General features: G+C 38.4%; 20 protein-coding genes, 1 tRNA gene and 2 pseudogenes. 12 read left to right on the top strand and 11 right to left on the bottom strand.

Translation table 11 applies throughout. The features are described 5' to 3' along the window. Window positions 1–24: 24 nt before the first annotated feature. Window positions 25–567 carry a cysteine hydrolase family protein gene (locus ABLB98_RS13345; protein ID WP_249570466.1) on the bottom strand — a complete coding sequence of 181 codons (543 nt, stop codon included), beginning with the start codon at window positions 565–567 and terminating at the stop codon, window positions 25–27. 105 nt (window positions 568–672) lie between these two features. Here ABLB98_RS13345 and ABLB98_RS13340 point away from each other — a divergent pair, with 105 nt between their 5' ends. Continuing rightward, window positions 673–1,086, top strand: a complete 414-nt coding sequence (locus ABLB98_RS13340) for a winged helix-turn-helix transcriptional regulator (protein ID WP_249570384.1) — start codon at window positions 673–675, stop codon at window positions 1,084–1,086. Between the two features lie 79 nt (window positions 1,087–1,165). Here ABLB98_RS13340 and sfnG read toward each other — a convergent pair whose 3' ends face one another. Together sfnG and msuE are read right to left on the bottom strand one after the other, a co-directional pair. Further along, on the bottom strand, window positions 1,166–2,272 hold the full coding sequence (gene sfnG / locus ABLB98_RS13335; RefSeq protein WP_249570383.1) for a dimethylsulfone monooxygenase SfnG: 1,107 nt from the start codon (window positions 2,270–2,272) through the stop codon (window positions 1,166–1,168). Window positions 2,273–2,299: 27 nt separating this feature from the next. After that, the gene (msuE, locus tag ABLB98_RS13330) at window positions 2,300–3,040 is read right to left on the bottom strand and encodes an FMN reductase (RefSeq protein WP_249570382.1); all 741 of its coding nucleotides are present in this window, start codon (window positions 3,038–3,040) and stop codon (window positions 2,300–2,302) included. Window positions 3,041–3,391: 351 nt separating this feature from the next. Between msuE and ABLB98_RS13325 the strand changes: the two genes are divergently transcribed. Beyond that, the gene (locus tag ABLB98_RS13325) at window positions 3,392–4,042 is read left to right on the top strand and encodes a response regulator transcription factor (protein ID WP_249570381.1); all 651 of its coding nucleotides are present in this window, start codon (window positions 3,392–3,394) and stop codon (window positions 4,040–4,042) included. Between the two features lie 116 nt (window positions 4,043–4,158). Here ABLB98_RS13325 and omp33-36 read toward each other — a convergent pair whose 3' ends face one another. Then, on the bottom strand, window positions 4,159–5,028 hold the full coding sequence (gene omp33-36 / locus ABLB98_RS13320; protein WP_348882582.1) for a porin Omp33-36: 870 nt from the start codon (window positions 5,026–5,028) through the stop codon (window positions 4,159–4,161). A gap of 711 nt (window positions 5,029–5,739) precedes the next feature. Further along, window positions 5,740–8,571: an excinuclease ABC subunit UvrA gene (gene uvrA, locus ABLB98_RS13315; protein ID WP_348882581.1), complete on the bottom strand. Its 2,832-nt coding sequence runs from the start codon at window positions 8,569–8,571 to the stop codon at window positions 5,740–5,742. Between the two features lie 370 nt (window positions 8,572–8,941). On the opposite strand from uvrA, the pseudogene ABLB98_RS13310 reads away from it, so the two are divergent. The 3 genes and pseudogenes from ABLB98_RS13310 to ABLB98_RS13300 all read left to right on the top strand — a co-directional run bounded on the left by ABLB98_RS13310 (window position 8,942) and on the right by ABLB98_RS13300 (window position 10,299). Further along, window positions 8,942–9,532 (top strand): annotated as a pseudogene (locus tag ABLB98_RS13310) (TetR/AcrR family transcriptional regulator). An 87-nt stretch (window positions 9,533–9,619) separates the two neighbouring features. Further along, a pseudogene (locus ABLB98_RS13305) lies at window positions 9,620–9,874 on the top strand (NADPH:quinone oxidoreductase); the annotation flags it as partial. 71 nt (window positions 9,875–9,945) lie between these two features. Next, window positions 9,946–10,299: a DUF1304 domain-containing protein gene (locus ABLB98_RS13300; RefSeq protein WP_348882580.1), complete on the top strand. Its 354-nt coding sequence runs from the start codon at window positions 9,946–9,948 to the stop codon at window positions 10,297–10,299. 156 nt (window positions 10,300–10,455) lie between these two features. On the opposite strand, the gene tenA is transcribed toward ABLB98_RS13300, so the two are convergent. Then, window positions 10,456–11,130 (bottom strand): thiaminase II, encoded by a 675-nt coding sequence (gene tenA / locus ABLB98_RS13295; RefSeq protein ID WP_005156779.1) that lies wholly within the window; start codon window positions 11,128–11,130, stop codon window positions 10,456–10,458. Between the two features lie 171 nt (window positions 11,131–11,301). Between tenA and ABLB98_RS13290 the strand changes: the two genes are divergently transcribed. From ABLB98_RS13290 to ABLB98_RS13265, 6 genes are all read left to right on the top strand, one after another. After that, window positions 11,302–12,384: a DUF475 domain-containing protein gene (locus tag ABLB98_RS13290; protein ID WP_348882579.1), complete on the top strand. Its 1,083-nt coding sequence runs from the start codon at window positions 11,302–11,304 to the stop codon at window positions 12,382–12,384. A 151-nt stretch (window positions 12,385–12,535) separates the two neighbouring features. Then, on the top strand, window positions 12,536–13,900 hold the full coding sequence (locus ABLB98_RS13285) for an MFS transporter (protein ID WP_034602552.1): 1,365 nt from the start codon (window positions 12,536–12,538) through the stop codon (window positions 13,898–13,900). Window positions 13,901–13,951: 51 nt separating this feature from the next. Next, complete coding sequence (gene ssb / locus ABLB98_RS13280) at window positions 13,952–14,536, top strand: single-stranded DNA-binding protein (RefSeq protein WP_005156773.1); 585 nt, start codon at window positions 13,952–13,954, stop codon at window positions 14,534–14,536. Window positions 14,537–14,815: 279 nt separating this feature from the next. After that, window positions 14,816–15,676, top strand: coding sequence for a pirin family protein (locus tag ABLB98_RS13275; RefSeq protein WP_348882578.1), 861 nt, complete (start codon window positions 14,816–14,818; stop codon window positions 15,674–15,676). Between the two features lie 436 nt (window positions 15,677–16,112). Next, on the top strand, window positions 16,113–17,411 hold the full coding sequence (locus ABLB98_RS13270) for an FAD-dependent oxidoreductase (protein ID WP_005156769.1): 1,299 nt from the start codon (window positions 16,113–16,115) through the stop codon (window positions 17,409–17,411). A gap of 2 nt (window positions 17,412–17,413) precedes the next feature. Then, on the top strand, window positions 17,414–18,241 hold the full coding sequence (locus ABLB98_RS13265) for a methyltransferase domain-containing protein (protein ID WP_348882577.1): 828 nt from the start codon (window positions 17,414–17,416) through the stop codon (window positions 18,239–18,241). 47 nt (window positions 18,242–18,288) lie between these two features. Here the strand turns inward: ABLB98_RS13265 and ABLB98_RS13260 are convergent. From ABLB98_RS13260 to fic, 5 genes are all read right to left on the bottom strand, one after another. Beyond that, window positions 18,289–18,364, bottom strand: a tRNA-Thr gene (locus tag ABLB98_RS13260). Window positions 18,365–18,943: 579 nt separating this feature from the next. Continuing rightward, window positions 18,944–19,249 (bottom strand): transcriptional regulator, encoded by a 306-nt coding sequence (locus ABLB98_RS13255; protein WP_152878255.1) that lies wholly within the window; start codon window positions 19,247–19,249, stop codon window positions 18,944–18,946. 174 nt (window positions 19,250–19,423) lie between these two features. Next, a complete protein-coding gene (locus tag ABLB98_RS13250) occupies window positions 19,424–20,656 on the bottom strand; it encodes a type II toxin-antitoxin system HipA family toxin (RefSeq protein ID WP_348882576.1) in 1,233 nt (410 codons plus the stop codon). After that, window positions 20,653–20,913, bottom strand: a complete 261-nt coding sequence (locus ABLB98_RS13245) for a helix-turn-helix domain-containing protein (protein ID WP_004678949.1) — start codon at window positions 20,911–20,913, stop codon at window positions 20,653–20,655. Before ABLB98_RS13245 ends, ABLB98_RS13250 begins: the two co-directional genes overlap by 4 nt. 168 nt (window positions 20,914–21,081) lie before the next feature. Beyond that, window positions 21,082–22,197 (bottom strand): protein adenylyltransferase Fic, encoded by a 1,116-nt coding sequence (fic, locus tag ABLB98_RS13240; protein ID WP_348882575.1) that lies wholly within the window; start codon window positions 22,195–22,197, stop codon window positions 21,082–21,084. 282 nt (window positions 22,198–22,479) lie between these two features. Between fic and ABLB98_RS13235 the strand changes: the two genes are divergently transcribed. Further along, on the top strand, window positions 22,480–24,786 hold the full coding sequence (locus ABLB98_RS13235) for a hypothetical protein (protein WP_348882574.1): 2,307 nt from the start codon (window positions 22,480–22,482) through the stop codon (window positions 24,784–24,786). Window positions 24,787–24,891: the final 105 nt, after the last annotated feature.

Raw genomic sequence — 24,891 nt, 5'->3', positions numbered from 1 at the left:
GAACGCTCTTTTTTTCTGCATGATTTAATTCTGTGCTAAAAAATCAGCCGTGTTTTGTACTGTGGCAAAGAAACCGAGTGCAGATAAAAATGCCGTTTGTACATCGGCTGCTTTGACGATCTTAGCATCATGTTCAAGATCACGGGTTGCAGTGGCATCTGCGATCACAATGGGTTGGTATCCAAGTTCTTTGGCTGCACGTGTCCCTGAGTCAATACAGACATGGGTCATCATACCTGTGATCACTAACTGTTCAACTTGATGCTGTTTAAGGATGGTTTGAAGATTGGTTTCCAAAAAGCTATTGGGAAAATGCTTTTCGACAATCACTGATTGATCTGTGACTTTAAGTTGAGGATGTAATTCAACACCCACAGTATTTTCCTGAAAGAAACTGGCAGAGGCAGGGTTAATATGCTGAATATAAATAATCGGTAAATTGTTTTGAATAAAATGGTCTTCCAATAGATTGGTTTGCGCTAGAGCAAGGTCTGGATTGACCAATTCCATTTTGCCATTTTTAAAATAATCGTTTTGGACATCAATAATCAGTAAGGCTTGTTTCATCATTTTTTTCTTCCAACGTTAAGATAAAACAAGAGTAGGGGAAGTGTGAAAAATCCGCTATATTCAGATGAAAGCATTGTTGCTAGTTTTCTTTCGTAATGAAAAATGAATATTGAACTTGATCTGATTGATCTGAAAATTATTGAATTGCTAAAACAAGATTCGCGTTTAAGCCATAAAGAAATAGGACAGCGAGTGCATCGGACTGGGCAGGCCGTTGGCGCTCGTATTGCACAGTTAATGGATGCAGGCTTTATCAAAAATTACACCATCGCGATAAAATATGAACATAAACAATTCATCCAACTGTTTATGAATGATCAGCAGGCTTTTATTGAGGTTGAGCGTTTGGTCAAACAATATGAGCAGGTGGATGAATGTTTTAAAATTCTCGGCAACGCCTGCTATATGATTGTTAGCCATTTTAATCCATCACAATTAAATGAGTTTATTGAGCAACTGTCGCAGTGGTGCCGATATTCGGTTGAAACGGTCATGCGGGAAATTGAGACCCGTTAAAATAAAAAAAGCCCCAAGCCGAGCCTTGGGGGGAAGATTTGCCATTTCTTTTGTTTTTCTTCTTATTCAGCACTGAAAACTAAGCTGATTTTGCTGCGAGACGCTGTTCCTGTTGTTGCTCAAGTTGACGGACTAACGGTAGAACTTTTGCTCCAAAATATTCTACTTCTTCAATAAAATGTAGAAAGCCTGAAAGAACCAAATCAACGCCAACATTCTTTAAGGCCACAATCCGTTCCGCAATTTGTTGCGGCGTACCGATCAGATTTGTTTTAAAACCATCATTGTATTGAACCAAATCATCAAAGGTCGATTTTGCCCAATTGCCCTCACGCTCAGGGGCTGCTGCACCTGCTTCACGGGTGGCATCACCGAAGGCATTCACCGCTTCGACATTGGCTTGACCTATGATTTCATTCAGTACAGCTTTAGCTTCTTCCTCAGTATCACGGGCAATGATAAAGGCATTAACCCCAATCTGGACTTGTCTGTTGGCTAACTTTGCTTTGCTGCGGACATCATCAACTTGCTTCTTGATTTCTTCAACGCTATTGCCGTTGGTAAAATACCAGTCTGATACACGCGCGGCCATATCACGTGCTGCACGGGAACTGCCACCTTGAAACACTTCGATATAAGGTTTTTGCAAAGGTTTCGGTTTAAGCGTGTAATTTTGGAATTGGTAATATTTGCCATCAAAGCTGTAATTGTCAGCTGTCCAGATACCTTTGAGGGTACGAATAAATTCCTCCGAACGAACATAACGTTCATCATGCTCAGGCCAAGGTTCGCCAATCGCATCAAATTCGCCACGGAACCAGCCGCTGACCACATTAATCGCAATACGCCCTTGGGTGAGGTAGTCAATGGTCGCTAGTTGTTTAGCGGCGAGTACAGGTTTCCAAGGGCCTGGTAGGATCGCTGCAATTACTTTGAGTTTTTCGGTTTTTGCCAATAAAGCATGGCTGAAACTCACGGATTCATGTTGGTTTTCTGCGCCATAGCCAGCGGTAAAACGGATTTGTGTAAGGGCATATTCAAAGCCGCTTCGTTCCGCTGCTTGTGCGAGGCGCACATTGTAGTCATAGCTCCAGTCAGTACGTTGTTCAATATTGCTTACAACGAGACCACCACTCACATTAGGAACCCAGTAGGCAAATTTAATTGCTGATGTTGTTATTGTCATCGTTGTATCCTCCATAAAAGATATGGTTTATGCGACGTGGGTTAACTTCTTGGCTGACTTCGGGTGTAAGCGAGATTCAGCTGCATCCAGATTCGGTACTGCCGCAGATGGTAAGACTTCTGCTTGTTCGATTTGTTTATTGATGCCGAGATTCTGATTGGCTTGCTCAGTTTTGGCTTTGATGGCAGCAGCACGTTGGCCTTTGGCAGGTGCCCATTCCAAAATTGGTAAAGCACGTGCCGCAGCCAAGGTGACGCGATCAGACAATTGCTCGCTTTTTACCGTGTATTCAGGAGTGAAATCACGATCAGTGGCATAGACCCCAATCGGTAAGGTTTGTGCTTGGAAAAAACTGAATAAAGGGCGTAATTGATGTTCTAACACCAGTGCATGACGGTCACTGCCACCTGAAGCGGCGAGTAACACAGGTACATCAACCAAAGCTGTTTGCTCAACAAAGTCGAAGAAATGCTTAAATAAGCCCGTAAACGAAGCACGATAAACAGGTGTTCCCACGATCAATGCATCGGCAGCTTCAACTGCAGCTAAATCATCTTGTACCCGTTGTGGCAGTTGATTGCGATAAAATGCCCCGCCTAGTAAAGGCCCAATTTCACTCAGCTTGACGAAATGTACTTTAATATTAATCGCTTCCGAAAGCTCATCCAGAATCGCCTGAACTAAACTTTCTGTTTTTGATGGGCTGTTTAAACCACCAGATACTGCAACAATATTAAGGGGAGTAGAGAGAGTATTGTGATTGGACATAATAGCGGCCTAAAAGATCATTTCGAATTGCTATTTATTTATCTACACCGCATGCCAAGTTGTAAAATAAGGAAATGCTGCAAGCTTATCTGTTTTGTATATATACCTATAAAGGATTCAGTAGAAAAAATTAAATGAATTTAATACTCTGTTTCTATTGGTTATTTCTGTATAGTAGTTTGGGAATGATCTAGGTTGTGTGAGTTATATCAATGTTTGTATTGTTTTGCATTTATGATGAAATAAACAAGTTTTGATGTCTAACCAACAGTTCATTTCAAAAATAGGCTAAGATAGATTAAATTTGAATAAACACCGTACAGTGACGTACTCGCAGACAGCTCAGCGCTTATGAATATTTTAATTGTAGACGACCACCCTTTATTTAGACATGCTTTAATTCAAGCGGTTCGATATAGTCTTCCTCAAGCACAGATTCAGGAAACTGCGGATGTCGATGAATTCTATGAGCGCTTAGAGCATGGTGCAGAACCTGATCTCGTATTACTTGATCTGAATTTACCCGGCGCATCTGGTTTTTCTGCCTTGGTATACGTACGAGCACAATACCCAGCGATTCCAATCATTGTTGTATCAGCACATGAAGAAGTCTCGATTATTCAACGTGCAATTGCACATGGTGCAATGGGGTATATCCCGAAATCATCACACCCAAGTCATATTGGCGAAGCAATTAAACACGTTTTGGAAGGTGAGATTTGGTTACCTCCAAATCTACCGACACATTCAGGTTTTGATCCTCGCGCTGCCGATGAAACGGCTTTGGCAGAACGTTTACAATCACTCACACCACAACAGTTCCGTGTGTTGATGATGGTTGCTGAAGGCTTGTTAAATAAACAAATTGCTTATGAGCTAGATGTATCAGAGGCGACGATTAAGGCGCATGTGACAGCAATTTTCCGCAAATTAGGCGTACAAAACCGTACGCAGGCAGTACTTGCGATTAGTGCATTAAATATCGAAGATAAAAAGATGTAATTAACAAGTTGAATAACTCATTCGGTTATTCAAATGTTTAAAGACAATAAAAAACCCAGTTCATATGAACTGGGTTTTCTATGCATAGATGCTTAATTAGAACATCTATGACTGCATTAGAAGCGTACTTTAGCGTTTAAGCCAACAGTTTGCATATCTGCATCAGAACCAACAGCATTCGCATTTAAGTAGCTTGCACCAACAGCGATCGCTGGAGTGATGAAGTAATTTACGTTCACGCCCCAAGCTGAGTCTGGTGAACCAGCAAAGCTAGATTCAGCGTAAGAAACGCCAGCGCTAAGTTGAGAGTTTAAGTACAAATCAGTTTTTAACTCGTATGCAGTGTCTTCACCATAAACGATACCTGTTTCGAAACCGATTGACATAGGCGTACCATCGATAGCACCAACGTATTTAGTACGAGCAGTGATTGCATCTTGGTCATCAGCGATAGTCGCTGTTTCACCAACTGCTTTAGCAAAACCACTATTTAAGATTTTGAAAGTATCCAAAGATGTTTGTTCAACAACGTTTGTATAACCTACAGCAACAAGGAAGTTTGGAGCGATTACCGAACCAAATTCAACCGCCCAACGCTGACCACGGTCATCAGTCTCACCATATTTACCATCATTATCAGTCGCGCTATAGCTTAAGCTTGCATATGCTGGTGTATATGGAGTTGGTACATAAGCTTCAGCTTTAACACCTACGTTTTGAGATTTAGTATCATCTAAATTAGCAAAGTTATAACCAAGAGATACGTTAGAAGCTTGGTTAACAAAAGCTGCTTCAGCTAAAGGACCTTTAGAAGCATCTACATTTTTGAAGTAGTAAGTTGCTTGTCCGCCAACAGTGTAATTATTAAAATCTCTGTTTTCATCGTTAGAATCTAGAGCTTCAGACTGACCTTGGATTTCGAATTGGTAAGCTTGAGCACCGGTCATGGCTAATAATAAAGCAGTGGCTAAACCGAGTTTTTTCATAATAATTTCCAGCTTTTACAGTAAGGAGTAAAGTTGGATTTCATTCTATTGTAACAAAATATGATGTCAATGTAATAAATGACATGTTCCGACAAATGATCATGTAAGATAATAATGGTGGTTAAAAATTGCTCTGCTAGAGTTTCGGTTGTCAACTTTAGAAAAAATATAATATTAATATATAGATAAGATATTTTCTTATGTTTATTTAAGCGAGTAATTTTGTTTTGAAACGATGTATCTTAATTGTTTAATTCGATTTAGTTTATCGTTTTTTTCGTTTTAATATGTCGTAAAACTGTAATAAATCACCAATAAAAATGTGATTTTAATCTCATTAAAATTGTGTTATGTGATTAATTTAATTTGTAAATGAAGCATGACAATTAAAAAATTTGGGAAGTTCAATTTTAAGAGCTAATTTAATTTGGAAAAACGATTGTAAATTTAAACTTGATCTATTTAATCGACTTTACTTTTTGAGATATAATTCACATAATGGTTGCAGAGAGGTATTTAATTTGCATTTTATTCTCTCGTAACATTTTCTCAATATATTGTGTTTTACTAGCTCGACTTTCCCCAAGGTTGAGCTTTTTTTTGCCCGTTCTTTATCCATTTTTTAAGATATGACCTTTGAGTTGGCGTAAATTCAAGCTAGAGAAATGAAATCAACCTAAATTTACGCCAGTACTTGAGAACCAATTAAATTTATTTCAACATTGGCTTCAAGAAACGCCCTGTGTGAGAAATCTCAACTTCAGCGACTTGCTCAGGTGTACCTTCGGCAATGATTTGACCACCACCAGAACCACCTTCAGGACCAAGGTCAATTACCCAGTCGGCAGTCTTGATCACATCCAAATTATGTTCAATCACCACAATGGTATTACCCTTATTGCGTAGCTCATACAAAATGTCGAGTAACTTAGCAATATCATGGAAATGTAGACCTGTTGTCGGCTCATCCAAGATATATAAGGTTTTACCTGTATCACGTTTTGCTAACTCACGCGCTAATTTAACCCGTTGCGCTTCACCACCTGAAAGCGTGGTTGCTGCTTGACCTAAACGAATATAGCCTAGACCTACTTGAATTAAGGTATCTAAACGGCGGTGAATCACAGGAATGGCACTAAAGAATTCAGCAGCATCTTCTACGGTCATTTCTAACACGTCTGAAATGTTCTTGCCTTTATAACCAACCTCTAAAGTTTCACGGTTATAACGCTTGCCATGACAGGCATCACAAGGCACATACATATCAGGCAGGAAATGCATCGCGACCTTGATCATGCCATCGCCTTCACATGCCTCACAGCGCCCGCCTTTTACGTTAAACGAGAAACGACCTGCGCTGTAACCACGTGCTTTGGCTTCAGGCGTTTGTGCAAATAACTCACGAATTGGGGTAAATAAGCCTGTATATGTGGCAGGATTCGAACGTGGGGTACGACCAATCGGACTTTGGTCAATATCAACCACTTTATCTAAGTGCTGTAAACCATCAATCGAATCAAACTTTTCTGCGGTCAGTGTGGTTGCACCATTGAGCTGGGTCGCAGCCAAAGGTAATAAGGTGCGGTTAATCAGCGTTGATTTTCCTGAACCTGAAACCCCAGTCACACAGGTCATAATGCCGAGAGGAATGGTGAGATCGACATTTTGTAAATTGTGTCCGCTTGCGCCAGACAATTGAATGACTTCATTTGGACGAGGTGATTGAGTACGTTGTTTCGGTACTTCAATTTTTAATTTGCCAGAAAGATATTGACCAGTGAGTGAGTCAGCATGATTCGCAAGTTCGTCATAAGTCCCTTCAGCAATAATTGCACCACCATGAATACCTGCGCCAGGACCAATATCAATAATATGATCCGCAGCACGAATCGCGTCTTCATCATGCTCAACCACAAGCACGGTATTACCAAGATCACGTAAGCGAATTAAGGTTTGTAATAGACGATCATTATCACGTTGATGCAGACCAATGGATGGCTCATCCAATACATACATCACACCCATTAGGCCTGCACCAATTTGCGATGCGAGACGAATACGTTGTGCTTCACCCCCTGATAATGTTTCGGCTGAACGTGCAAGACTGAGATAATTTAAACCGACACTGACGAGGAAATGTAAACGTTCACGAATCTCTTTAAAGATTTTATCTGCGATTTCACCTTTGGCACCTTCAAGATTGAGGTCTTGATAGTAGTTTTCTGCATCACCAATCGACATCTTGGTGATTTGTGCAATAGTTTTATCTTTAACACGAACATGGCGAGAAATTTCATTGAGACGTGAACCCTCACAGGCATCACATGCTGCATTGGATAAATATTGTGCGAGATCATCACGCACATAATTCGATTCAGTTTCACGATAACGGCGTTCTAAATGTGGCAGAATTCCTTCAAAGGCTTGTACGCGACTGTGTTTACGGCCACGTTCATCGATATAACTGAGGTCGATTTTCTCTTTGCCTGTGCCTTGTAAAAATTTCTTTTGGGTGTCTTTATCTAAACTATTCCAAGGTTGATCGAGATCAATACTGAAATGATCCGCAACTTTTTGCAGCATGGTGTAGTAATACGGACGTTGTCTGTCCCAACCACGAATCGCCCCTTGGCTGATCGAAACTTCTGGATTTGGAATCAGTTTTTCTGCGCTGAAATGGCTGCGTGTTCCTAGACCGTCACAGACAGAGCAAGCACCAAATGGATTATTAAATGAGAATAATCGTGGTTCAAGTTCAGCTACGGCACGGTCACATTCAGGACATGAATGTTTTGCAGAGAACACACGTTCAGGATGTTCGCCATTCATCCACGACAACACCGCAATATCATTACCTAGACGTAATGCAGTTTCAAACGATTCTGCAATACGATTGCCGAGATCGTCACGGACTTTAAAGCGATCGACCACGACTTCGATGGTATGTTTTTTCTTTTTGTCTAATTCAGGTGGGGTATCAATATCAATGATTTCACCATCGACACGCGCACGGACAAAACCTTGACCTTGTAATTGTTCAAATAATTGGGTGTATTCACCCTTACGCTCGCGCACCACTGGTGCAAGTAGCATCAGTGCGGTGCCTTCTTCCAGTCCTTTTACCGCATCAACCATTTCTGAAATGGTTTGTGCCACCATTGGGAGATCATGTTCAGGACAGTAAGGCGTTCCAACACGTGCGTAAAGCAAACGCAAATAGTCATAAATTTCGGTAATTGTCCCGACAGTTGAACGAGGGTTATGGCTGGTTGACTTCTGCTCAATTGCAATTGCAGGTGATAAACCTTCGATTGAGTCAACTTCAGGTTTTTCCATTTGCGAAAGGAATTGGCGTGCATAAGCTGAAAGTGATTCGACATAGCGACGCTGACCTTCAGCATATAAAGTGTCAAATGCAAGGGATGATTTTCCTGAACCTGAAAGCCCTGTGATCACCACAAATTTGTCACGTGGAATATCGAGTGACACATTCTTTAAATTATGGGTACGTGCGCCTCGAATACGGATATGACTTTGGCTCATGAAAACATCTCAGTAATATGCAAATAGAAGATCAAAATACATTGAAGAACAGCAATCTCATAGATCATTCATTATTTAAGTTGAATGTATTGAAAGAAAGCTCAGTACTAATCAATTTAAAATAATTTCTGAGCAGCATTTTGCTGTTGAATGGGTCTTATATGATAGCGCCTTAAAATTGTTCAAGTGGTATAAAAATATTTAAAACGACAAATTGTGACGGTTAAATCACATTTATAACGAGTATCACATCCTGACCGAGTTGTATTTTTATCATTCCTTTTCTGATTTTACTACCGTAAAGCTGTTGCAGAATAAAAATACATAAATTTACTACATGACTGGTCTAATATTAATTTATGGTGTGGCTATGAAACGATCAATCAAGAGTGAAGCAACTCGACAACATATCTTGGATACTAGTTTTGAATTGTTATTGCGTAAAAGTTTTGTGGGGGTTGGTTTACAAGAAATTTTAAAAGCCTGTGACGTGCCAAAAGGTTCGTTCTACCACTATTTTGCGTCTAAAGAGGCATTTGATTGTGCCCTATTAGAACAGTACATGGCGGATTACAAAGTACAAGTCGAACAGCTTTGGTAGCATACTGAACAAAGTGCGTATGCACGTTTAATGGCGTTGTGGCAGGCATGGATTAACGATCCAATTTATGGCAGTTGGGCGGAAAACTGCTTAATTGTCAAACTCGCAGCAGAGGTTTCAGATTTATCTGAAGACATGCGACAAATTTTAAATTTAGGTGTGCATCGACTCACGCAACGCGTGGCGCTGTTATTGCAAGAAGGGCAGCTCCAACACATCTTGATCCATTTAAAACAGCTCAAGTGATGTATCAGCTCTGGTTAGGGGGCTGCTTTGATGACCAAATTGGCACAAGACAAAGCGCCATTGCATCTGGCTTTAGAAACCACCAAACAGCTGTTACAACCAATACAGGAATAAATCATGCAAAGTATTATCCATCATCAATTTGGCGAACCCGTAGATGTTTTAGAATTAGGTGAGATGCCGAAACCTGAGCCTAAAGCAGGCGAAACCATGCAGATTTCATCGGGCGATTTGATTTTCAAACAGGCCATGGTGAAAAGTTTTTGGGTAAGTGTCGTCAATAAAGAAATCCCAGCAGAGCGCAAAAAGGCATTATTTGTTGAGTTATTAACGCTTGCGACGCAAAAGAAATTAGTTTTACCTGTGGAAGGTGTTTTTAGTTTTGATGATATTAAAACGGCTGCACTCAAAGCAACTCAGGGTGCGCGTCAGGGCAAAGTGTTGTTAAAGCCTTAATTTGGAAAACAGACGACCACTCGTGAGGCTGGTCTACTTAAATTGAGTCATAAAATAAAAAGGGAAGTTATATGATTGGACAACTGCTAGTAGGATTAATTGCTGTCTTACATGTCTATATTTTAGTGTTGGAAATGTTCCTGTGGGACAAACCTTATGGTTTAAAGGCTTTTGGTAATAGCTTGGAAAAAGCCCAACTCACTAAAGTTTTAGCGCAGAACCAAGGTCTTTATAATGGGTTTCTTGCAGCAGGTTTGTTTTGGGCACTCATTGCACCTGAAACCTATGCGGTGGCTTTGGCAAATTTCTTTTTAGTGTGTGTGTTGATTGCAGGTATTTATGGTGGTTTGACTGCAAGCAAAAAAATTATTTATATCCAATCTGTACCCGCATTGCTTGCCTTAATTGCGGTTAACTTTTTTTAAGCAATTAAAGGTATTCACTCGATCTGATTTATGTTTTAATGCAGCCAGTTTGAGATGAGCCTCATACAGTATATCGGACAATACGATATACGACTAAGCCCCTATGAGGGGCTTTTTTATGTCTCTGAAAAATGTAAATGAAGGTCTGATAGACGATTAAGCTTGATCTAAACCTAACCATTGGCGTTGCTGGTACGCGCTGTCCCAAAACAACCATTCTAATTTAGCACCCATGGTATATGCTGCATGCATTTTTGCTAAGGTATCTTGATCACAACGTGCTGCCACTTTATCTACAGTTGCAATCACATTGCGCACTGCCGTATTAAATTCTTCACCTGCATAGGTATCAATCCATGCTTGATACGGATTATTAGGAACTGATTGGTTTACGATATCTTTACCAACCTCAGCATAAATCCAAAAACAGGGAAGCAATGCTGCCAAAATCACAGGATAACTTTCTGACCAAGCTGTTGCGGTTAGGAAAGAGGTGTAATGGTGGCAGGCAAGTGTTAATGGTGTGCCTTCAAACTCAGCCTTGCTGACGTCAAACTCCTGCATAAAATCACTATGCAGGCTACGTTCTACAATAATCGCAATTTTTGCTGCTTCCGAAAATTGAATCACATCATCTGCTTCATAGGCTTTTGCCGCAGCTACAGCAAGCGCACGACCATAAGCGAGTAAATAGTGAGCATCTTGAATCACATAATGACAAAATGCTTTACGATCTAAAGTACCCTTAGCTAGTTCTTGATTGAATGGTAGAGCTAATATTTTTTGATATAAATCGTGATTACGTTGCCATACATCTTGAGAAAACGTCATGAAATGAACCTATTAAAGTACATATAAAAGAAATCTTTCAGCACTATAACAGAGTCTGGTTTGGATGGTTTCTTTTGCCAAACAAGTCCAACAATCTTTTCTCTTTTTGGGTCGAAACTCGCCTACAATAGCTACATTTTTATAACTCAACGATTTCGCATAAGGCTGTTCATGAAGCATTTTCGTTTTTCTATATTCTTTACGGTAGTGTGTTTAGCACTATCTGCCTATTGGGGCTACACGCATGGCCCTGAAGCAGGCGTAGCTACGATGCTTAAAGCATTGACCATTACTGCGATCTTGGCCGTAATGGAAGTTTCGCTATCCTTTGATAATGCTGTGGTAAATGCTTCGGTATTACGTAATTGGGATCATTTTTGGAAAATGATTTTTTTAACGGTGGGTATTCTAATCGCCGTGTTTGGAATGCGTTTGATTTTCCCTGTCGTTATTGTTGCTGTGACGGCAGATATGGGCATGATTGAAGTCGCTAAAATGGCATTGAATGATCCAAAAACCTATTCAGAGCGTTTAATGGCACATCATGCTGAAATTTCAGCGTTTGGTGGTACTTTCCTGTTAATGGTGTTTTTAAATTTCTTCTTTGATGATGGTAAAGAAACGCATTGGTTTAGGTGGTTAGAAGCAAAATTAGCAAATTTAGCCAGTGTGCCAGCCATGTCTGTTTTTCTCGCATTGATTGCCATGATTATTATGGCAGCCAATGTTGAAGAGTCTGTACGTTTGGCTGTGACCATGGCAGGGATTTGGGGTATTGTCGTATATATTGGCGTACAGGTGCTTAGTCATCTCCTTGGTGGTGAGCCAGAGATTGATGAAAATGGTAACGCGGTTACGCATGATGCAAATGGCGCTGCTTCGGGTGTCGTGAAAGCTGGTTTTGGTGGTTTTTTATATCTTGAAGTCCTAGATGCATCGTTCAGTTTTGATGGTGTGATCGGTGCATTCGCGATTACCAGTGATGTTGTCATTATCATGTTAGGTCTTGCGATTGGCGCAATGTTTGTCCGTTCAATGACCATCTATCTTGTTGAAAAGGGCACGTTAGATGCTTATATTTTCTTGGAACATGGTGCGCATTATGCGATTGGCGCTTTGGCATTTATCATGATCGCAAGTGGTACAGGCTTACATGTACCTGAAGTTGTAACGGGGCTAATCGGGGTTGCCTTTATCGTTTGGGCCGTGATCGCATCTATTCAATATAGCAAGCGAGAACAGCAAGCTTCTTAAGCTTATTTTCAGCTAAGTGGTATATTTTAAATAAAGGAGCACGATTTGCTCCTTTATTTTTTCTCCTAAAGATTGTGTTTTTCATAATCTACTTACAACCTTGTTAAGCGAATCGCTTATAATTCGCTAAGCCAGTTATAGTGTCTTATCAATAATGAATGCTTTAGAACGCCGTTCAACTTTTGCCTTAAGCAGCATTTTTGCCTTACGCATGTTGGGTTTGTTCATGATTATTCCTGTCTTTTCAGTGGCAGGACAGTCTTATCAATATGCCACGCCTGCCCTCATTGGTTTAGCGGTAGGGGTCTATGGTTTAACACAAGCAATTTTGCAGATTCCGTTTAGCTTGTTGGCTGATCGTTTTAGTCGTAAACCATTGGTTGTACTGGGTTTACTCTTATTTGCGATTGGTGGTGCGATAGCAGGTTTATCTGACACAATTTATGGTGTGATTATTGGTCGTGCAATTGCAGGTGCTGGTGCAGTTTCAGCCGTAGTCATGGCTTTACTGGCCGATGTGACCCGTGAAGAACAGCGGACTAAAGCCATGGCAGCGATGGGGATGAGTATTGGCTTGTCTTTCGTAGTGGCATTTAGTTTAGGGCCTTGGCTCACTAGCTTAGTCGGTATTTCTGGACTATTTTTCGTGACAACGATTATGGGATTGGCTGCGATTTTGATGTTATTGCTCGTGCCTAAAGTCACACGACATCATCGTAATTTCCAACAAGGTTATTTATCGCAGTTGAAACAAGTCATTCAAATGGGCGATCTGAATCGCTTACATGTCTCTGTTTTTTCTCTGCACTTATTGCTCACGGCAATGTTTATTTATATTCCTTCTCAGTTGATTGAATATGCACAAATTCCACTGGCAAAACATGGTTTGATTTATTTACCATTATTGGTGCTGAGTCTGTTCTTTGCTTTCCCAAGTATTATTATTGCTGAAAAATATCGCAAAATGCGTGGTATTTTCTTGTCAGCAATTGCTGGAATTATTGTGGGTTTACTGATTCTTATTTTTGGTTATGAATCGAAATATGTATTGCTCGCAGGGCTTGGTATTTTCTTTATCGCCTTCAATGTCATGGAAGCGTTATTGCCATCTTGGTTATCGAAAGTTGCACCTATTCAATCTAAAGCAACTGCGATGGGAATAAATGCCAGTAGCCAATTCTTAGGTGCTTTTTTTGGGGGTACTTTGGGCGGACAGCTTCTGATGTTACAGAATACTGCACTTGGCTGGAGTGTCCTCTCTGGGATTGCTATACTTTGGTTGTTGGTCAGTTTTGGGCTGGCTCAACCTCGATATTTGTCTTCAATTGTGTTGCCTCTACCTCAAATGACACAAACGGACGAATGGACTTCAAAATTGTTGGCAATTCGTGGTATTGAAGAAGTCGTGGTGATGCCTGAACAACAAGTTGCTTATATTAAAGTCGATAAACAGTGTATAGATGATGCTGGGCGACAAGATTTAACGCACTTGATTGGCAAAGAGGTAGCCATTTAAACATAACTCTTATAAAGTAAAACATAGAAATATATAGGATGAAGACAGCTAATGCGTGGTGTGAATAAAGTTATTTTAGTAGGTACTTTGGGTAAAGATCCTGAAACCAAAACTTTCCCAAATGGTGGATCCCTGACTCAATTTTCGATTGCAACAAGTGAGTCTTGGACAGATAAGAATACAGGCGAGCGTAAAGAACAAACAGAATGGCATCGTATTGTGTTACACAACCGTTTAGGCGAAATTGCACAGCAATATTTGCGTAAAGGTTCAAAAGTTTATATCGAAGGTTCATTACGTACTCGTCAATGGACAGATCAAAACGGTCAAGAGCGTTACAGTACTGAAATTCGTGGCGATCAAATGCAAATGTTAGATACGCGTCAACAAAGCGAACAAGGCGGCGGTGACTTTAATCAACCACGTTTTAATAACAACAATAATCAAGGTGGTGGTTACCAAAATACGGGTTATAACAACAACCAAAATGGTTATGGTCAGGGCGGAGGTTTTGCTGGCGGTAATCAAGGTAATTATGCTGGTAGTCCACAAGCAGGAAATGGTTTTAATACACCAAAATCAGCACCTCAGCCTGCGACTGCCCCTGCTGATTTAGATGATGATTTACCGTTTTAGACTATACAATAACTAAATATTGTATTTATTAAAGAAAAAGAGCTTGATTTATATCAAGTTCTTTTTTTTATTTCTTTTAAAAATATTGAATTTTACTTACTCGCTATTTTTTATACAGCAAATGTCAACAGACCCTAATTTAGTATTAAATTATCTATAAAATTTAAGATTGTCCTGTTTGTGGAATAATTTGTTGTTAATCCATATCTATAAGCGTTGATCATCAAGGCGTAAAATGAGTCTCAAGAAAAGAATTTCTACCTGAATAGGAGAAACTAAATGAAGAAAGTTCTTGGTATCTATCAAAATAAAAATATGCACTGGGTTGGTGATGGTTTCCCTGTGTACAATTTGTTTTCTTATGATCGTTTGGGACAAGCGATTAGCCCATTTTTACTTTTAGATTATGCAGCGCCGTACCGTTTTGAACCAACAACTGCTCAACAAGGAGTGGGTACCCATCCGCACCGCGGTTTTGAGACCGTAACGATTGCCTATCAAGGTGAAGTGACACATAAGGATTCAAGTGGTGGCGGTGGTACAATTAAAGCTGGTGATGTGCAATGGATGACAGCTGGAGGTGGTGTTCTACATCAAGAATTTCATTCCCCTGAATTTGCTCATCAAGGTGGTTTGTTTGAAATGGTACAACTATGGGTAAATTTGCCAGCTCATTCGAAAATGACGCCTGCAAAATATCAAGCCATTAAAGCAACTGATATCCAAAGCATTCACTTGGATGATGTAGGAAGTGTATTGCGTGTGATTGCTGGGCAATATCAAGAGACAATTGGCGCAGCTACAACATTCAGTCCAGTCAATGTTTGGGATGGTAAAATTGTGGCGGGTCAAGCACACACGTTTTATGTGACCGAAGGACATACCACATTGTTGGTGCTACTTTCTGGTGAGGTGATTTTAAATGATGCTCAACACATTGCAGCACCAAGTTTGGTTGTACTGAGCCGTGAAGAAATTGATTTTACGATCAAGGCTGAGCAAGACAGTAAATTCTTGATTTTAACAGGTCAACCTTTGAATGAACCGATTGAAGGTTATGGGCCATTTGTTATGAATAGCAAAGCTGAGATTACAGATGCGATCAATGATTTCAATCGTGGTAAATTTGGCAGCATGTAAAGCTTAATTTTCCTTATATACAGACACATATAAGAAAGCCCATAACTCCTTTAAAGCTATGGGCTTTCGCTATAAGGCTCTCTATTGATTGTTTTAATATTAGGTCACTTATTATTATCAAGTTTGTTACGTGACTCGATTCTGATTATTGTTTAATCACAATAGCGCTAAATTTCAGCTTTGCAAAGTCCCTAACAGGGTAAAAATGGAAAAATAAAGAATGTTATGTATATTTATTTAATGTATAAAACAATATAGTTAATATTATCATTGATTTAAGCTTAAAATAAGAAGTGTGTTAAAATGTAACAATAAGTGAATGGACACATTAAGACAAAAGTCTAGCTTAAATGCAGAATATGGTATTTTTTAATACCGTATTTAGGTTAACTATCAGTCATAATCAAGAAAAATCATCAACTGATGGGACATAATTTTGGATATTGCAATTATCGGCAGTGGTATGGCAGGACTTGCCTCAGCCAGAATCCTACATGATGCAGGACATAACGTAACGATATTCGAAGCACTTGCTGGGCGCGGCATGGATAGTCACAGTATAGACTTTGATGGGGGCTTAATTGATGCACCATTACGTGTGATGAACCCAAAACTTTGGAAAAATACTTTAAGTTTAGCCAGCTATTTGGGAATAGAAACGTTCCCTGTGCGTACATTTATGGCTTGTAGTTGGTTATTTGAAGATAAAACAGATACTTGGCTAACAACTTCACGTAGCCGAATTGGAAATTTCCCAATTATTAATAACCGTAAAGGGATACAGCAATATGGCTGGCGTCTGGTAAAAGGGATGCTACAACTCAAAACAGCTGTACATCAATTTTTCAAATCAGATAATCAAGACATCACCCTAGCTGAGTTCATGAATCAATACCATATTGAGGAAGTGTTCTGGCATGGTACGGTAATGCCAGTGCTTTATACCATTTGCACATGCCATCCAAAAACGATTGGTGAGTGGCCAGCCAAGCCCCTATTAGAGTTTATTCGCCAACTCACAGAAGGTGAAGCTTTATTGCGAATGAAAGGGGGAACACCTGCACTCGTGAATCGACTGATTGATGGAATTGCTATCCATAGTGGCTCACCTGTTGAAAAAGTAGAAGAACAAGGCGATAAGATTTTGGTAGAAAATGGACAAGGTGCAAGCCAATTGTTCGATCGAGTTGTTATTGCAACACCAACACCAGCCATTGAAAATTTTCTCAAGCAACCACAATTTGCAGATGATATTGCATTACTGAAAAAGTTCCGTTTTGAACAAGGTGATTTGGTTATTCACACTGATCCAATCGTGATGCCACAACGCCGTAAAGATTGGGCAGTATTAAGTTATATGATGGATCGGAATTTTAGCCGCCAGCAATTCACTGTGTGGATTAATTCAATCGAACCAAGCCTAGTCGGCAAAAATGCCGTATTCCAAACTTGGTGCCCTGTAATTGATATTGACCCTAAGAAAATTATTTCTAAGGTACAGCTCACCCGTGCTGTTGTTGATTCAGAGACGGTTGCGTTGAATAAACAAATTCAAAAACGTCATTTAGACCTCAATCGTAAAGTGTTTTATTGTGGTTCGTGGTCATGTGATGGATTACCAATTTTAGAATCTGCGGTGACCTCGGCGATGCATATTTCTGAAATTTTAGGTGCGCCATTGCCTTTCGTTGGGCTTAAACCGAAAGTTTCAGTTGCGCCAGAACTGGGTTATTAAATATGGCTTACTCCAAGCAAGGATGGATTGAGAAAGTTTTCGGACATAAATATGCAATAGATGCAAAACGTCTCGGAGATGATTCTCTACTTGCTTGGAGTAATTTAGGTTATTGGCAGAACCAATATGATGATTACCCACAGGCTTGCCAAAGCCTAGCGGATCAAATCGCTGCTTCTATTCAACTCAAACAATCTGATCATGTTTTAGATCTGGGCTGTGGACAGGGAGCAAGTCTTTTACATTGGCTTAGGTATTATCAGATTCAACAACTCAGTGCGGTTGAGCTACAGCCAGAATATGCCAAACGAATTCAAAAACAATTAGCCCAAGTTCAAATTCATTGTGGATCATTTTTGAATTTAAACGCACTGCAACTTTTAAATTTATTTGATGTAGTGCTGTGTATAGATGCAGCTTATCACAGTGATTTGAATTCATTTCTCAATTCGACATCTTTGGTTTTGAATTCAAAAGGTCGAATTGCATTTCATTATTTGATGTGGTCAGATGCTTGGCGAGAGTGTTCAAATTTAAAAAAACAACAATACCGTTATTTGCTCAAAAGCGCTGATGTAAATTGGCAAAATTTAATGGGTGAACAACAATTAACACAAAAGCTTATACAAAAAGGATTTACCCAGATTGAAATTCAGGATTTTTCCGAACCTGTTTTAAATGGTTTTGCTGTCTATATTGAAAATAAGAGAAAAGAAAGGAAACATTTTGACTTGGCACAATTGAAAATTGATATGACAGCAAAGTTATGTAGAAAACTCTATCAAGATGGTTTAGTGCATTATATTCAGGTCAGCGCAGTTAAAAATTAGGCAATAAAAAGGCTTAATCTTTAAAATTAAGCCTTTTTTGAATTTGATGGTGCCGGCACACGGATTCGAACTGTGGACCTACTGATTACAAGTCAGTTGCTCTACCAACTGAGCTATGCCGGCAACGTGGCGAGAATTCTACAGAATCTATTTAAAAAAACAAGCGAAAAAATGAGCAAACAGATAAATTTAATTTGATTGTTGATTTTTTATCAATTTTCCCCAAATTGACCGCAGTAAATTCCAATCAATCAATGGTTTTAAATAGCTTTCAACCTAAGATTTGAAGCTAATTCCATTGAAATTTGGGGGTAAAAAAATAGGGGTAATTTATTATGCCCCCAGTTATACCCCCAACCATCTCAGGATTCAATAGGATCAATTGGAAAACATAAGGCAATAAAAAAAGCCTAAACCCTTTAGATTTAAGCTTTTAGGACTCTATGAGATATCATAGAAAGTAAACTTGGCGGTGAGAGAGGGAATAAACTTTTTAATTTAAATATATGATAATTAATGTAACTTAGAAGTCGAGTTTTCTATTTTACCCCCAGTTATACCCCCAACTGCATGAAGGTAGGGACGCTGAATCGCAAAGGGAAAAATTTACATGGAGGCTCACCTGTGCTGTTCTTAATTATACATGAATTTCTATTTTCCCCTAGGCATCTTAAAGATGAGTTGATAGACACTAGCATAAGATCACTTTGAACTGCCTAACAGTTTAATATTTTGTAATTTAATCCCTACTTCATCATGAGCTGCCAATTTGGCGAAGTTTTCTTCCATACCAAGCACCGCCATTACTTTAATGTATGTACCAATAGCCACACTAGGGTCACCAGTAAAAACTTTACTCACGGTTTTATTATCAAAACCTGTACGATCACAGATCAATTGTTTAGTCAGTCCACGGCGTTTCGCAGCAAGTAATAAATCCTCTCCAAAAGTTGTCAATGCCTTACGTTGTTTAGGGAATAACACCCTGTATAAATCTCTTCTTCCCATAAGTATCTCTGAAAACTGGGACTGTATTCCTAGATTCTGTAGTCAAATAGGAATACATTCCGTATGGCGGTAAAAATCAACTGTTGAGATATTGAAAATTATTGATGCTTTTTTAAGTATCACACTCCAGCTACGAGAGATAAAAACACAATTTTAAGACTAATCTGTTTTCATCTATTCAAATTTTCTCTTTTTATCATGGCGGTAAGGTTTTGCTGAAATATTTGAGGTCATGATATTGGACACTGAGCATTCTATAGATGTACGTAAGCCATCAAATAACTGAACTTCATTGGATGATTTAAGATATTCAATAATATTCTCACTGAGAGATTCTATAATCTCTTTAGGATTTCTAATCTTAATTTGGTCGTTTTGAGCCAACTTGATTAGATCTGATGTATTTGGAAATTCCTTGCCACCATTAAGTTTAAGTGCCATTTTATTATCAATCGTTTTATAGATCAGTGTATGTGTAATATCAAATGGCGGTGAAACAAAAATATCCTTCATATCAGATGAATATTGAAGTGCGAAATTCTTAAGGTGTGCATCACCATTGCCAATTAGACAGTTGAAAACAATGTACTTATACATCCTCTCAACTTCAATTGAGCTACCTGTATATAGATAGGTTGCGTTTAATAAAGCTTCATAGCTTCCTGTGTATTTTGCATCAGGATCATTAGGCTTTTTCATTAAAGTCGTAAAGTCTTCATATCCAAGTCTTATACCATCATCGGTTTTATCAAAACGCTCTACAACATAAGTTTCTAAATTTTCGGATAAATAAGTCTTTGGTGGTTCAAGCCCACATTTTCTTGCTGCCTCCATACAAACAAATTCATTAACTGTCAGTAATGGAAATTCTGAATCGAATGATTTTACGATTAAATCTCTTTGTTGAACGGTTCTATCCGTCTGGGTTGTGATTGCATTTGGCACGCTCACTTTAGGTTGCATACCAGCTAGTGAATTTCTTAGGTAATATTTTTCTAATAGTTGAGGGAAAAGAGGTTCTTTGCTGTCGTAGGATAGAATTTCACCTAGACTTAAAGATTCAGCTTCGGGTAAATTCAGCTCACTTTTATAAGAAAGCATTCCGATTCCCTGATCACCTTGTAATGCCAATAAATACATATCATTGACTTTGGCATATCTTGCAAGTTTTTCAGCAATGAATCGGCGATTGAAGCCTTCAGGTAAATTTTGGGAAAATATTGGGTGTAATGAGCCTGATGAATAACCATCCATACCTTTCTTGGTCATGGTGAGAGATACATGCTGTTTTTCTTGTATAGGTTGATAGTGATGTACTGAGCCATATGTCAGTACACCTAGATCGATTTGATTTGTACAAACGTGAATTGTATTGATTTTATTGGGTAGATATACGCTGGTATTCATTCATCCTCCTCAGAGAACATGCTTTCAATTTCATCCCAGTCGGGTAGGGTATGTTTCTTTTCGCTTACTTCAAATTGTAAGCCAACAGCATCTAATACACGTTCAAATATATCAAAAGACCCTGTAAAACGACCATTTTCAATTTCGGAAATCGTAGTTTTATTAATCCGTATTAATTCAGATAGTTTCTGTTGTGTATAACCTAGAATTTTTCTTGCTGCTCGTATTTTTTTACCAATCTCAGCTCTACTTGCCATAGTCTGCTCTCGGGTTAATAAGTTAGCTATATAGTTAATATTGTATTATAAGATGGTAAAGTTAGCTATATAGCTAATTTAATTGATTTACTATAAATAAGAAATATTTCTATTGTAGGTATGAATATGCACTGTAGTAAAAACTCAGATAGTTTACTTGAGCTACGTCTACGAATTGCTATAAGGGCTGAATTGGTTTTCATTACTGGTTACGAGGTACAACAGCTTTGGATGTAGAAATAACTTTTCCTTGCCAACAGCGGTTTCTTCTAGTACTCCTAACTCAACTAATTTCTTTAGATAGGTGGATGCAGCCTGTCTTTTAGCTATGCCTTTTTCGACTAGATTAGAAATACGGCAATAGGGTTGTTCAAAAATCACATCGACCAATTCCCTTGAGTAAATCTTTTCAGCATGGTTTTTAATGTATTCGATGCTATGTTCATGCAAGCGTCGGATTGCTTTGATTTTGGCAATTGTCCATTCACTACTATTTTTCACTGCTTGTAGCATGAATAAAATCCATTCTTGCCAATTTTCTTGTGTAGTCACATTCAATAGCAGCTCGTAGTATTTAGCTTTATTTTGAATGATAAAACGACTCAGATAAAGAATCGGCAAAGTCATTAATTGCTGATCCATCAAATACAAAATATTAAGAATCCGCCCTGTACGTCCATTACCATCAACAAAAGGATGAATCGCTTCAAATTGATAGTGAGCTATCGCCATCTTGATTAAAGGATCTATGTCTTCGTTGTAATGTAGGAACTGGTCTAAGTTGGATAATAAGTTACGGATCGTTTCCTGCCCATCAGGTGGTGTGTAAATGACCGTTCCTGTATAGCTATTTTTCAATGCTGTGCCTGTAGTTGCACGAATATCCAAATCTACGCCTTTAATCGTCTGGCATACCTCAATAGCAGTACGTGTATTTAAAGGGCGTTCCTGAATGGACTGTACGCCTTGATATAGTGCTGTCCTGTATCTTAGAGCTTCTTTAGTAGCATGATCAGCCTGATCTTCATGACCTTGTGCATGTTGGAATAGCTCATTGGTCGTGGTGACAATATTCTCAATTTCAGAACTGTCCTTTGCCTCTAACAATGTGATGATATTCATCAGGATCGTTTGGTTTGGAATAAGCTCGCCTGCCTGCTTTAATTCAGCCAAGGCTGCTCTAGCTTCAATACATAACTTGAGTACTGTCTTGGTCTCTACATCCTGTTTTGGTGGTAAAGGGGGCAAATCGTTATACGGTTCAGTTGCTTGCCATTGGGTCATCGTATTTATTCCAGTATTTATTGTTATGTCGATACGAATAGGAAAAATCGACATGAGCATAAGTTATGTCGATAGCATAAACATGATTAGGGTGTCATGTCGATAAAAGTTAGAAATATCGACATGATTTTTTATATGTGTCGATAGCATAAATATGATTAATAATTCTAAATTTTATTATTTTTATTTAAAAAGTATGTGATTAATAGGCTTTTAAAAGCTTGAATTGAAAATAAAGATAAATTAAATTCAATTAGTTAAAGTGTATTTGATTTTAATTTTATGGAAAATAAAAGGATTTTTGAATTATTAAGGCTGCGAGTTCCATACTCGTATGGATTGTTGCCAGATGAAGAGCGTGGAAAGACAACCTTTTTCAAGGAGTCTGTTGATGCATTGGAAAACTTGACTAACTTTTTTGAGGACGTTCGTAGCCACAGAAATCCTATACTTGAGAAGTTTTTAAATACGAGTAACGAGGTGCATGGATTTGATCAAGATACATATTTATATTTTAGTAAATTATTGCCTAACTCAGCTATTTTACCTAACTGTGGATATAAGTTCAGGCAAAGGACGACCTCTACTGAATTAATGGAATGTATTCGCAATATACAGAATACAAGTGAGTATTTTTTGCACTTGGGCGGAAATGATCCTTATGCCTATTTACCCTCAAATCTTCAAAAACGTTTCCGTGGACAGGGTGATAAGACATTCCCTACAGCTCAAATAGTAGCTTTAAAAAATTTGATTAAGGAAAATCAAACAAGCATAGATTGGAATGTGGAATTTGAGAGAAGAAGAAGCTATATCGATCATATGAATTTGTGCGCTGATTTTGATCACATCATTAAACAAAATTTGAAAGTGAATGTTTTGTGTTTGGATATCAATCTAAAAAATTCGTCAAATAGTGCAGAACATGAATTTATCCGAATCAATTTAGGATATATAACCAAAATTCAGACCTACTTAAATCAGTTTCCTAATTTTTTGAATGGGTTTTTTAAGTGGGAAAGTGATCATCAACATGGATTGAATTTACATTGTATTTTATTTTTTAAGGGTGAAAGAAAGCTTAGCCCGAAAAAAGTGGTTGAAAAGCTTACCGATAGTATAAGTCGAGACAAGTTTGATTCAGGCGTAGCAATTACCAATTGGCTAAATCTATTAAAGAAAATCACAAGGTATGATTTTACAAGAATTTCATATCATCAAACAGAGCATATACATCAGTTTCAATATTGGATTCTGGGCTACTATGCTTACATTGACCATATCATACAGCTAGACTACAGAAATAATGTTGATGATTCATTCTCACCTAATGGGGACTTTTTGAGGCTTGATGAGTTTGTATATTATGACCCATTGCTGGCATATCAGCGCAATCTTGAGCGGTGGAAAAAACGAATTGAAGGTAAAGATTCAAAGAAAGTTTGGCAGTATCGAAACCTACCAATTGCAGCTATTGAACGGATTGAGATAGCACAGTTAATTTATGAAGAATATGCCTGCGTTGACAGTAATTTTAAAGGATTAGTCGAAGTCGGTGTGCGATTAGAGATTTTTATTGAAAATGTATTGGTTTCATTTGGCAACTTTTTTGATTTCCCTAGGCAGTTTAGTGAGTCAAATCCATTAACTGAAGATGAGTGGGCAAGTTCGATTACTCCATGCTGCCAGCAATATTTCAGTTTGATTGATGAATTTGAGGCAGTGTTACAACTCTTAGATTACAGTCAAAATTCTGCCTTAAGTCCTAATCTTAATGTGGATAATTTTGGCATAAGAAGTTTCTTTTTAAAGAACAAAATGGATGATAAGTTCAATTTGGATTTAAACAAAATTTTTGAGTTGAACAATGCACTTGCCGTTTTAAGAGATAGGTATATAGGAAATTCAGTACATCATGGACGATTAAAAAATAGAATTAACTCCAAACATTTAGAGATGAATAAAATATCGGCAATTGAAGCACAATATAAAATTTGTGCTAGGCGTTATGTGACATCTATCGATTATCTAAATGCTATTTTAGTTCAAGATGTAGTGGTCTATAGAATTCAATTTATACTCGATGTAAAGGCATGGGGAAACATCTCACAAGAGGAATTTTCTAAGCTTTTTACAAATTTCATCCGTTTTGGTAAAAGAGCCCAACCGCTATCAAAATGTATTGGGTATCTAGGATGTTGGACTTTAAATAGCCAGCATAAAACGATTGCCGATGTTTTATTTTTCTTTTCTCGGTCTAAGCTTACGCAAGTCGATGGGATTGCACGCTCAATAATTGATTATTGGCATAAGTTCTTAAAAATTCATTTTGAGCATAAGTCAAACAAAGATCCGCAGAAGGTGTATAGCGATACGGAATCTATAGCGGTATTTTCCTCACAACAAGAATTTAACTCAAAATTCGTAATATTTGATGCTAAGAACAGAAAAAAGCAAAACCTGTTCAAACAAACAGTCATCAAATATTTAGCCTACAATGAGATTTTCCAACCAAGACCAGTAGTCCCTATTAGGAAGGTATTAATCAAGGGGTCAAAGGTAAGTATTGAAAAAAGTGCTAAAAACTAACTTTAGCTTATCCTGATTCAGTATTTTCATTGGGTAAAGGTAAGGTCAGCATCTCAAACTATTGTCGAATGGTTCATCACTCTTAGCAGGTTATTAAAGTTATTA

This window comes from Acinetobacter yuyunsongii (assembly GCF_041021915.1).
Taxonomy (GTDB): Bacteria; Pseudomonadota; Gammaproteobacteria; order Pseudomonadales; family Moraxellaceae; genus Acinetobacter.
This window is presented reverse-complemented; position numbering and strand designations above follow the sequence as displayed.